Annotated in this window: 10 protein-coding genes and 1 pseudogene; 5 read left to right on the top strand and 6 right to left on the bottom strand. The window is 71.9% G+C overall.

Translation table 11 applies throughout. The features are described 5' to 3' along the window. Positions 1-137 precede the first annotated feature (137 nt). Positions 138-593, bottom strand: coding sequence for a SufE family protein (locus tag ACFWEJ_RS23025; RefSeq protein WP_377231511.1), 456 nt, complete (start codon positions 591-593; stop codon positions 138-140). 65 nt (positions 594-658) lie between these two features. Here ACFWEJ_RS23025 and ACFWEJ_RS23020 point away from each other — a divergent pair, with 65 nt between their 5' ends. Continuing rightward, the gene (locus tag ACFWEJ_RS23020) at positions 659-973 is read left to right on the top strand and encodes a DUF3175 domain-containing protein (RefSeq protein ID WP_377231510.1); all 315 of its coding nucleotides are present in this window, start codon (positions 659-661) and stop codon (positions 971-973) included. 4 nt (positions 974-977) lie between these two features. Here ACFWEJ_RS23020 and ACFWEJ_RS23015 read toward each other — a convergent pair whose 3' ends face one another. Next, positions 978-1,871, bottom strand: coding sequence for a sulfurtransferase (locus ACFWEJ_RS23015; RefSeq protein WP_377231509.1), 894 nt, complete (start codon positions 1,869-1,871; stop codon positions 978-980). Between the two features lie 91 nt (positions 1,872-1,962). Beyond that, entirely contained in the window at positions 1,963-3,267 is a 1,305-nt protein-coding gene (locus ACFWEJ_RS23010; protein WP_377231508.1) for a transcriptional regulator, read from the bottom strand. Positions 3,268-3,556: 289 nt separating this feature from the next. Here ACFWEJ_RS23010 and ACFWEJ_RS23005 point away from each other — a divergent pair, with 289 nt between their 5' ends. Further along, positions 3,557-4,189: a hypothetical protein gene (locus ACFWEJ_RS23005; RefSeq protein WP_377231507.1), complete on the top strand. Its 633-nt coding sequence runs from the start codon at positions 3,557-3,559 to the stop codon at positions 4,187-4,189. Between the two features lie 271 nt (positions 4,190-4,460). Here ACFWEJ_RS23005 and ACFWEJ_RS23000 read toward each other — a convergent pair whose 3' ends face one another. Further along, complete coding sequence (locus ACFWEJ_RS23000) at positions 4,461-6,134, bottom strand: von Willebrand factor type A domain-containing protein (protein ID WP_377231506.1); 1,674 nt, start codon at positions 6,132-6,134, stop codon at positions 4,461-4,463. 242 nt (positions 6,135-6,376) lie between these two features. On the opposite strand from ACFWEJ_RS23000, the gene ACFWEJ_RS22995 reads away from it, so the two are divergent. Next, positions 6,377-7,900: an aldehyde dehydrogenase family protein gene (locus tag ACFWEJ_RS22995; RefSeq protein WP_377231505.1), complete on the top strand. Its 1,524-nt coding sequence runs from the start codon at positions 6,377-6,379 to the stop codon at positions 7,898-7,900. A gap of 97 nt (positions 7,901-7,997) precedes the next feature. Continuing rightward, complete coding sequence (locus tag ACFWEJ_RS22990; RefSeq protein ID WP_377231504.1) at positions 7,998-8,429, top strand: DUF779 domain-containing protein; 432 nt, start codon at positions 7,998-8,000, stop codon at positions 8,427-8,429. On the opposite strand, the gene ACFWEJ_RS22985 is transcribed toward ACFWEJ_RS22990, so the two are convergent. Then, positions 8,386-8,649, bottom strand: coding sequence for a hypothetical protein (locus tag ACFWEJ_RS22985; RefSeq protein ID WP_377231503.1), 264 nt, complete (start codon positions 8,647-8,649; stop codon positions 8,386-8,388). The genes ACFWEJ_RS22990 and ACFWEJ_RS22985 overlap by 44 nt on opposite strands. Before the next feature lie 380 nt (positions 8,650-9,029). Here ACFWEJ_RS22985 and ACFWEJ_RS22980 point away from each other — a divergent pair, with 380 nt between their 5' ends. After that, positions 9,030-9,833, top strand: a complete 804-nt coding sequence (locus ACFWEJ_RS22980; protein WP_377231502.1) for a MerR family transcriptional regulator — start codon at positions 9,030-9,032, stop codon at positions 9,831-9,833. Here ACFWEJ_RS22980 and ACFWEJ_RS22975 read toward each other — a convergent pair. Further along, positions 9,797-10,107, bottom strand: a pseudogene (locus ACFWEJ_RS22975) (DinB family protein); the annotation flags it as partial. The gene ACFWEJ_RS22980 and the pseudogene ACFWEJ_RS22975 overlap by 37 nt on opposite strands.

Here is a 10,107-nt window from a genome sequence, read left to right as displayed (position 1 = left end):
GGCATCGAGGTCGGCACAGTGATCTGCCGACCTCGATGCCAACTGCCGACCTCACAGCCGCGGCTGGTGCCAACTGCCGACGTCACGGTTGCGGCCCGCGCCAACTGCCGACGTCGCTGTGGCCGGCGCCGACCAGGTCAGACCTCCGCGGCCGCGAGCTGCTCGCGGACCTGGCGCTTGGCGCGGGTCAGCATGCCCGCCATGCCGTTCAGACGCAGCAGGCTGACGACCTTGGTCAGGCCGAGCTGCAGCGGGTAGTCCTCGGGCACGTCGAGCACCTGCTGCGCCGTGAGCCCGGTCAGGCCCTGCGCCAGGATCGACGCGAACCCGCGCGTGGTGGGCGCCTCCTCCGGTGCGCTGGCGTGGAACGTGACCACTCCGGCGTCGTCCACCTCGGCGAACGCGTAGACCGGGGACTGGCACTCCTGCACCCGCTCCAGCCGTTCGGGCGCGTCCGCGTACTTCTCGGGCAGCGGCGGCAGCTCGCGCGAGACCTCCAGCAGGAGCTGGAGCCGGTCCCGTTCGGGCGTCTCCAGGAAGGCGTCCCGCAGCTCGGCGAGAGCCTCGGGCAGTTCGACGTCGTCGGTGCTCATCCGTTCATCCTTTCACCGTCGCGGCGGCCCGGGCGAGCTGCGGGACGGCGTCGTAGCGTGGCCGTATGGCCGGGAACAACAGGGCAGGGAACAAGGGGCCGGACGGCGGTCCCGACCGCTGGTCGCAGGGCGTCACCGAGGGCAGTGACGCCCTGGACCTGGAGGAGGGCGTGTTCACCTGGGCCGATCCCGCGCGGATCGCCCGGTCCCTCAAGAGGTCGGCCGAGGCCAGCGACCGGCGCAAGAGCTCCCCGTACCGCTCGGCGATGTCCATGCTGACCTTTTACGTCAACCGCGCGGGCAAGGATCTCGACGCCGACCAGCGCGAGGTGCTCGAACGCGCCAAGGACGAGCTCCGCAAGGCCTTCGGCCGCGCCTGACCCGTCAGACCGTGCCCGGCTCGGAGCCCGTCGCGACCGGGACGCGCACGGCGTTGCCCCACTCGGTCCACGAGCCGTCGTAGTTGCGCACGTTCGTGTAGCCGAGCAGGTACGTCAGCGCGAACCAGGTGTGGCTGGAGCGCTCGCCGATGCGGCAGTAGGTGACCACGGCCTCGTCCGGGTCGAGGCCCAGACCGGCCGTGTAGATCGCGTCGAGCTCCGCGCGCGTCTTGTACGTGCCGTCCTCGGCCACGGCCGTGGCCCACGGGACGTTACGGGCCGTCGGGATGTGGCCGCCGCGCAGCACGCCCTCCTCGGGGTAGTCCGGGATGGCGATGCGCTCGCCCGTGTACTCCTGCGGGGAGCGGATGTCGACGAGCGGGCCGGTGCCGAGGTGCGCCAGCACGTCGTCGCGGAAGGCGCGGATCGTCGTGTCGTCCCGCTCGACCACGGGGTACTCGACCGGGGCCGGCGCGGGGACGTCGGTGGTGAGCTCGCGGCCCTCGGCGCTCCACAGCCCACGGCCGCCGTCGAGCAGGCGCACGTCCTGGTGCCCGAACAGCGTGAACACCCAGGCGGTGTACGCGGCCCACCAGTTGTTCTTGTCGCCGTAGAGCACGATCGTCGTGTCGCGCGTGATGCCCTTGGCGCCCAGCAGGGCGGCGAACGCGGCGCCGTCGAGGTAGTCGCGGATCTGCGGGTGCTGCAGCTCGGTGTGCCAGTCGACCTTGACCGCGCCGGGGATGTGCCCGGTCTCGTAGAGCAGCACGTCCTCGTCTGACTCGACCACGACGATGCCCGGGTCCTTGAGGTGCTCGGCCAGCCACGCCGTGCTCACGAGCCGTTCGGGGTGGGCGTACTGCGCGATCTTGTCCGACGGGTCGATGGGAGCGGGCATGGTTCCTCCTCGATGGGCGTGCACTGTCGAGTCCGTGCACTGTCGAGTCTAGGAACACGAGGTGGGCCCCGGATGATCCCGGCGGTGCCGATCAGGACAGCCGTCGCTCCAGCACGCCCAGGTGGGCCCGGGCGCGGGCGGCCTGCGGGCCGCCGGGCTCGGCCAGCCGGACCAGGCGGGTCCAGGCCGTGTGGTCGTCCACGCCCTCGTCGCGGGCGGTCCACTGCTCGACGGCGACCGCGTCGTCGCAGGCGTGCACCCCCGACCGGACCTCGGCCTCCAGCTCCTCGCGCAGCCGCTCCACGCCGGGCGCGACCGAGCGCCGCAGCAGCGGTTCGGGGTACGTGGACAGGGCGCCGCGCACGTCGCCGCGGCGCAGCCGGGAGCGCACCGTGTCGACGTCGGACCGCAGCATCCGGGCGAGCCGGTAGGGGCGGGACCCGGCGAGCAGCGGGCCGTCGAGCACGCCGTCGGCCACCCGGCGCAGGCGGGAGATCTCCGCCCGGACGGTCACCGGCGACAGGTCGCCCGGGTGCAGCAGCACGGCGAGCTCCTCGGCGCTGAGGCCGCGCGGCCGCTCGGCGAGCAGCAGCAGGATCTCGGCGTGCCGCAGGGAGAGCCGGCGGCCGCGCAACGTCGGGGTGCCGAGCAGGCGCAGGTCGGGGGCGCGGTCGGAGGCGCCGCCCGCCGTCCCGGGGTCCCCGACCGGGGCGACGTCGGCCACCCAGGGCGCGTGCCCGGCGTCCGTCCCGGGCGCGGCCGCGGCCCGCAGCGCGAGCTCGCGCTCGACCATGGCGACCGTGGCGCGCACCAGGGCGCGGGCGACGTGCGACCCGGCAGCGCTGCCCCCGGTCAGGTCGAGGACGCCGAGGATGCCGCCCGCCGGGTCGTGCACGGGAGCCGCGGTGCAGCTCAGCCGCTGGACGGGACGCGCGAAGTGCTCGGCGCCGAGCACCTGGACGGGGCGGCGCGTGGCCAGCGCGGTGCCCGGCGCGTTGGTGCCCACGGACTCCTCGCGCCAGAGCGCGCCCTCGACGAAGCCGACGCCGTCCACGGCGGAGCGCACCTGCCCGCGGCCCTCGACCCACAGGAGGCGGCCGACGTCGTCGGACACCGCGACCACCAGGCCGTCACCCGTCGCCCCGCCCACCAGGTCGCGCACCAGAGGCATCGCGACGGCCAGGGGATGGGCGCTGCGGTACTCGTCCAGCTCGTCCGACGCCGCGACCGTCACCGCGCTCGGCCGGTCGGGGTCCACACCGTTGCGCAGGCTCCGTTGCCACGACGCCGCGACGATCGGGTCGATCCCGTCGGGCTCCAGCGAGCCGGCGGAACTGACGAAGCTCTCATATGCCGCGCGAACCCAGCGCGCGTCCCGGTGTGGCACCTGCTGCATGCTGCCCCTCACCCTGTCCCGACGTCGTCGTCGAACCACGCCAGTGTAGGCATCGGACCAAGTTCATCAACAAGTTGTCCACCATGATCCCCAAGTTTTCCACCGTCTCAGGATGGTTATCCACAGATCACAGTCGCATTACGGTCTCGCCGCGCGCACCACGGAAAGTAGTCTTAGCGTCAATAGTGCCGGTAGTTAAACGGGCTTCGCGTCCGACAGATAGTTTTCATGAGAACTCTCTTTGGGGGAAGAGTTGAACACCGTCGCTTTAGCTAGACCGGAATCGCAGATGTCTGGAACCGATGAACCGGCCGGAGACAGTCCGAGCCCCGCACTGCCCGCGATCGAGCTCGCTGACCTGCCCGCGCTCGACACCCCCGCGCCGCCGCTCGAACCCGGTGCCGGCCTCGACCTCGCCGGCGCGCGGGGCCGCCGCCGGTGGACCTTCGGCGCCGCGATCATCACCTGCCTGGCGGTCGCGATCACGCTCTGGTCGATGTCCGCCCGCGCCGAGGAGAACGGACACATCCTCACCCTGACCGCCCAGATCGACACCCAGGTCACCAGCACCTCGGCCCGGTCGCACGACCTCGCCGCCGTCCTTGAGACGGCCGAGCGGGTCTACGAGCACTCGGAGGGCCAGGTCGCGGACCCGGCCACCCGCGACGTGCTCGCCCAGGCGCTCGCCGAGGCGCGCCAGGCCGGGGCCCAGCGGCTGACCGACGCCCCGCCGACGTCGGTGACGCAGGCCCGCACCCTGCTCGCCCAGGCCACCCACATCGAGACCTCGCTCGACTGGGCCGTGGAGGACCTGCGCGTCGCCGTCGACATGGTGCAGCAGTCGCAGGGCGCGCAGCGCGCGCTGGACACCCGCGAGCCGGTCGGCAACCGCACGATCCTCACGTCGCACGACGGTTCCTGACCCCGCCGACCGCCGGCCGCCCGGAGCGCACGGTCCGCCTCGAGAACGACCTCGGGGACCGAAAGCGCGAAGATCGGCGTCCGGCGTCATTCCCGGGTGGCGCGCGGCCGGTGCGGATTTGAATTCGGCATTGAAACGCGTTCGGTCGAAAATTCCCGGACAGTTCGTCGGCGGTAAAACTATCTCCAGCGCATTCTGTATGTCTTTCGATCCGGTTGGTCGAAAGCGCGCCGGGTGACAGATGCGGTTCCGCGTCGAGATCACCCCACCCTCACCCCATCGCGCGGTAGGCGTCGACCAGGTCGACGAACTCCGCCCGCAGCCCGTACGGGTCGGCGCCCAGCGCGCCCGCCGCCCGGGTGCGGGCCCCGTCGAGGTTCGCCTGCGCCTGGTACTCCGAGTCCGTGGCGATCAGCCCGAGCTCCGCGACCGCGGAGGCGAACTCGAAGTCCGCCGACGGCGTCGTCGTGTACGCGGCGGCGCCGACCGGGAACTCCACCTCGGTGCTCGCGGCGGACGGTCCGCCGGCCGGCGACTTGTACCGCACGTGCACCGTCATGAAGTCGTCGCTCGTGCCGACCTCCCGGTCGGAGTACTTCAGGCCGCCGTCCGAACCGCCGTCCGTACCGGCCGGGACGAGCTCGTAGAACGCCGTCACGGAGTGGCCTGCGCCCACGTCGCCGGCGTCCTTCGTGTCGTCGCCGAAGTCCTCGTCCGCCAGCCGCCGGTTGTCGTACCCGATCAGCCGGTACGAGCCGACGGCGGCCGGGTTCAGCTCGACCTGCAGCTTCAGGTCCTGGGCGACGACGCACATCGTCGAGCCGAACTCGTCCACCAGCACCTTGCGCGCCTCGGCCAGGGTGTCGATGTACGCGTAGTTCCCGTTCCCGTGGTCCGCGATCGACTCCATCATGCTGTCCTTCAGGTTGTACATGCCGAAGCCCAGCACCGACACGTACACCCCGGACGCCCGCTCCGCCTCGACCAGCGTCGTGAGCTCCTCGGGCGAGGACGGGCCCACGTTGAAGTCGCCGTCGGTCGCCAGGATCACCCGGTTGTTGCCGCCCTCGACAAAGTTCTTCTCGGCCAGCTCGTACGCCGTCGTCAGGCCGGCCGCGCCACCCGTGGACCCGCCGGCCCGCAGCGACCGCAGGTGGTCCACCAGCACGCCGTGCTCCGAGCCGGGCAGCGAGTCCGCGACCACCCGGTTGTCTCCCGCGTACGTCACGATCGACACGCGGTCGCGCTCGTCGAGCTGCTCCACCAGCAACGCGAACGACTCCGCCAGCAGCGGCAGCTTGTTCGGCTCGTCCATCGACCCGGACACGTCCAGCAGGAAGACGATGTTGTTGCCCTCAGACGTCGGTAGCGCCTCCGTTGCCTGCACGCCCACCATCGCGAGCTGGTGCTCCGGGTTCCACGGGGCCCGCGCGACCTCGGTGGTCACCGAGAAGGGGTGCTCGGCCCCGGCGGCGGGCGCGTCGTAGTCGTAGTCGAAGTAGTTGACCAGCTCCTCGATCCGCACCCCCTCGGGCGCCACGCCCTGGTTCACCTGACGACGCAGGTTCGAGTACGACGCCGTGTCGACGTCGGCCGAGAACGTGGACAGCGGGCTCGAGGCGACGTCCAGGAACGGCGACTCGGGGGAGTCGTCGTACTCCTCGCCCCCGGGGTCGACCGGGCCGGGCTCGGGGTAGGGCTCTGGGTAGGGCGGCACGAACGCCTGGTCGCTCCGCGACTCGGGGGCCTGCGCGCCGTCCAGGGCCTGCGCTCCGTCGGGGGCGGTGGCCGTGTCGGGGGCTGTCTGGGTCGTCGTCTCCGCGCCGGAGTCCGACCCGCCGCCCTGCGCGGTGCAGCCCGCGAGCGCCAGCACCACGGACAGCGCCGCGGCGAGCGGGACCATCAGCGGGACCGCGGGGGCGGGGCGGCGTGGTGCGAGGTTCATGGGGGCTTCTCCTCGGTGTCGGCTCGTCGCACGGGCACGGTCGGCCCGACGATCTGTCCTTGTCTGTCCATCTGTGCCGGCGTCCGCCGGGCTTGCTCCCACGAGGTCACGGTCGGGTTGCAACGCGGATGCAACGCTTCGCCGCCTAATCTCGCCGCACTCGGGCGCACCGGTGCGCCCGGGGCGTGGCTCCGCTGTCGGGCATCCCGGGGCGGGCGCGAGATCCTGCGAGGAGGCAGACCATGACCGTGTACGCAGCCCCAGGTACCGAAGGTGCCATCGCGAGCTTCCGGCCCCGGTACGACCACTGGATCGGGGGCGAGTACGTGCCCCCGGCGAACGGCCAGTACTTCGAGAACCCCAGCCCGGTCAACGGGCGCACGTTCACCGAGGTCGCCCGCGGCGACGCCGACGACATCGACCGGGCTCTCGACGCCGCACACGGCGCGGCGCCCGCATGGGGGCGCACGTCGGTCACCGAGCGCGCGATCATCCTGAACAAGATCGCCGACCGCATGGAGGAGCACCTCGAGGAGCTCGCCGTCGCCGAGACCTGGGAGAACGGCAAGCCCGTCCGCGAGACCCTCAACGCGGACCTGCCGCTGGCCATCGACCACTTCCGCTACTTCGCGGGCGCGATCCGGGCCCAGGAGGGGTCGATCAGCGAGATCGACGGCGACACCATCGCGTACCACTTCCACGAGCCGCTGGGCGTGGTCGGGCAGATCATCCCGTGGAACTTCCCGATCCTGATGGCGGTCTGGAAGCTGGCTCCGGCGCTCGCGGCGGGCAACGCCGTGGTGCTCAAGCCGGCGGAGCAGACGCCGACGTCGATCCTGTACCTGATGGAGCTCATCGCGGACCTGCTGCCGCCGGGCGTCGTGAACGTGGTCAACGGGTTCGGTGCGGAGGCGGGCAAGCCGCTCGCGAGCTCGTCCCGGATCCGCAAGATCGCGTTCACGGGCGAGACCACGACGGGCCGCCTGATCATGCAGTACGCGTCGCAGAACATCATCCCGGTGACGCTGGAGCTGGGCGGCAAGTCGCCCAACCTGTTCTTCAGCGACGTCGCCGCGGCGCACGACGAGTTCTACGACAAGGCCCTGGAGGGCTTCACGATGTTCGCCCTCAACCAGGGCGAGGTGTGCACGTGCCCGTCGCGCGCGCTCATCCAGAGCGACATCTACACCTCGTTCCTGGCCGACGCCGTGGCGCGCACCGAGGCGATCAAGCAGGGCAACCCGCTGGACACCGACACGATGATCGGGGCACAGGCCAGCAACGACCAGCTCGAGAAGATCCTCAGCTACTTCGACATCGGCAAGGCGGAGGGCGCAAAGGTGCTCACCGGCGGGCACCGGGCCGAGCTGGAGGGCGACCTCGCGGGTGGGTACTACGTGACGCCCACGATCTTCGAGGGCAAGAACGAGATGCGGATCTTCCAGGAGGAGATCTTCGGGCCGGTGGTGGCGGTGACGGAGTTCGCGGACTACGACGACGCCATCAAGATCGCCAACGACACCCTGTACGGGCTGGGCGCGGGCGTGTGGACGCGGTCGAGCGCGGCCGCCTACCGGGCCGGCCGGGCGATCGAGGCGGGCCGCGTGTGGACGAACAACTACCACGCCTACCCGGCCGCGGCGGCGTTCGGCGGCTACAAGGGCTCGGGCGTGGGTCGCGAGAACCACAAGATGATGCTCGACCACTACCAGCAGACCAAGAACCTGCTGGTCAGCTACTCCCCGGACAAGCTGGGCTTCTTCTAGGCCGGCGGGGGCACCACGTCGGGCGGGAGGTCTGGGCCGGTACGTCACCGGCCTCCCGCCCGGCGGTCCGGTTCGGCTTCGAGCACTGGGAGGTTCCATGTCCGACGACGTCCGCCCGGCCCCCGCGACCGGGCCACCTGCCGCACGGGTCGCCGTGACCGACGACGCGGCGGCGCTGCTCGTGCGCCTGCGGGACAAGCACGGCGAGCTCATGTTCCACCAGTCCGGCGGCTGCTGCGACGGCTCGTCGCCCATGTGCTACCCGGACGGCGACTTCATCACCGGGGACGCGGACGTGCACCTCGGCGACCTCGCGATCCCGGCCGCGGAGGCCGGGTCGTTCACCGTGCCGGTCTGGATGAGCCGCAACCAGTTCGAGTACTGGAAGCACACCCACCTGACGATCGACGTGGTGCCCGGCCGCGGCGCCGGCTTCAGCGTCGAGGCGCCCGAGGGCGTGCGGTTCCTCATCCGGTCGCGGTTGTTCACCGACGACGAGTGGGAACGGCTCGAGGCCATCGGGGCCTGATCCGGGGCTCGGGTCCGGTCGGCGGGCGGTCCGCGGTCGGGGCGTCGTCGGGGGCCTGGGCCTCCTCCGGCGCGAGCGCCGCGACGCCGTCCGCCGTGGCGAGGAAGAACGCGGCCACCGCGAGCCCGTGCTCGGCGGCGGCGGACCGGAGGGCCACGTGCCAGGCCCGGTCCTCGAAGGAGGGGTCACCGGGGCCGGGGCGTTCCAGCAGGACCACCACCGACGCGCCCGGCTCGCCCGCAGGACCTCGTGCCAGGCCCGGCCCAGGTTGCCCACCCCGACCGGGTCGGGCAGCTCCGGCACCAGGTCCACGGGGACGAGCATCGGCAGCGGGCGGCGCTCGCCGTCGAGCAGGGCGAACCACAGCGTGCGGCGCCGCGGCCGGATGCCGCCGTGCAGGAGGTGTGCGAAGGCGAGGAGTGCCGCGTCGTCGACCAGGGGGTGGCCCGGGATGATCTCGCTCGATGCTGTCATGACGACGAGTCTGGACGAGGATGCCAGTGGACATGAGTTATCCACAGGTTCAGTTTGTTGGCTGGTCTTGGCCGGCAGAAAAGAAGGCTTGAAGTTGACGCCACGTCAACCTTTACGGTGGTGAACATGCAATGGTCCATCCAGGAGATCTCCCGGCTGACCGGCGTCACGAGCCGGACGCTGCGGCACTACGACGCCGTCGGCCTGCTGCCCGCCGTCCGCACGACGGACGCCGGCCCGCGCCGCTACGACCGCACCGCCCTGGTGCGGCTGCAGCGGATCCTGCTGCTGCGTGATCTCGGGCTCGGCCTCGGCGCCATCGCCGAGGTGCTCGACGCCCAGCGGGACGAGGCGCAGGCGCTGCGCACGCACCTCGTGTCGCTGCGGGCGGAGCAGGGCCGGCTGGCCCGGCAGATCGCGTCGGTCGAACGGACCGTCGCGGATCTCGAGAAGGACCCGGACACCACCAGGGAGAGCATCATGGCGAAGGACATGTTCGACGGTTTCGACCACACGCAGTACGAGCAGGAGGTCACCGAGCGTTGGGGCCGCCACGCGTACCAGAAGAGCGACGCGTGGTGGCGCGGGCTCAGCCCGCAGGAGCAGCAGGAGTGGAAGGGGCGGGTCGCGGCTCTCAGCAAGGACTGGGCCGACGCCGCGGCGGCGGGGACCGACCCGGCCTCGGGCGAGGCGCAGGCCCTGGCCGCCCGGCACGCCGAGTGGCTCGTGTCCGTGCCGGGCACGCCGGGCGCGGCCCAGCCGCTGCCCGACCGCGGGTACCTGCTGGGCCTGGCCGACATGTACGTGGCGGACGACCGGTTCGCCGCGAACTACGGCGGCACGGAGGGCGCGACGTTCGTCCGGGACGCGCTGCGCGTGTTCGCGGAGCGGGCCTATCCCGCCACGGCCGACGCGGACGGTGCGTACTGAGGCCGGTACAGGTCGCGCAGCAGGCAGATCTCGCCGCCGTGCGCCATGGCCTCACGGCTGAGGTGGGTCACCAGCGCCGCCATGGGGAACTCGGCGTAGGCGACACCCTTGGGGCCGATCGGGCGCAGCAGCGACTCGTCGTCGAGCGCTGCGATGCCCGCCTGCCACGTCCGGTAGCCCTCCTCGAGCATGGCCAGGCCACCGGCGGCCGTGACCGGGGCCTCGGGCCAGTGCCGCGCGTCGAACATGTCGGCGTCGGGCGGCGCGTCCGTCG

Origin of the sequence: Promicromonospora sp. NPDC060204, from assembly GCF_042728455.1 — a bacterium.
Taxonomy (GTDB): Bacteria; Actinomycetota; Actinomycetes; order Actinomycetales; family Cellulomonadaceae; genus Promicromonospora.
This window is presented reverse-complemented; position numbering and strand designations above follow the sequence as displayed.

Excerpts from the sequence above, each read along its gene's own strand:
- ACFWEJ_RS23015 (WP_377231509.1), bottom strand. The coding sequence starts at position 1,871 with ATGCCCGCTCCCATCGACCCGTCGGACAAGATCGCGCAGTACGCCCAC.
- ACFWEJ_RS23025 (WP_377231511.1), bottom strand. The coding sequence starts at position 593 with ATGAGCACCGACGACGTCGAACTGCCCGAGGCTCTCGCCGAGCTGCGG.
- ACFWEJ_RS22990 (WP_377231504.1), top strand. The coding sequence starts at position 7,998 with ATGTCCGACGACGTCCGCCCGGCCCCCGCGACCGGGCCACCTGCCGCA.
- ACFWEJ_RS22980 (WP_377231502.1), top strand. The coding sequence starts at position 9,030 with ATGCAATGGTCCATCCAGGAGATCTCCCGGCTGACCGGCGTCACGAGC.
- ACFWEJ_RS23000 (WP_377231506.1), bottom strand. The coding sequence starts at position 6,134 with ATGAACCTCGCACCACGCCGCCCCGCCCCCGCGGTCCCGCTGATGGTC.
- ACFWEJ_RS23005 (WP_377231507.1), top strand. The coding sequence starts at position 3,557 with ATGTCTGGAACCGATGAACCGGCCGGAGACAGTCCGAGCCCCGCACTG.
- ACFWEJ_RS23010 (WP_377231508.1), bottom strand. The coding sequence starts at position 3,267 with ATGCAGCAGGTGCCACACCGGGACGCGCGCTGGGTTCGCGCGGCATAT.
- ACFWEJ_RS22995 (WP_377231505.1), top strand. The coding sequence starts at position 6,377 with ATGACCGTGTACGCAGCCCCAGGTACCGAAGGTGCCATCGCGAGCTTC.
- ACFWEJ_RS23020 (WP_377231510.1), top strand. The coding sequence starts at position 659 with ATGGCCGGGAACAACAGGGCAGGGAACAAGGGGCCGGACGGCGGTCCC.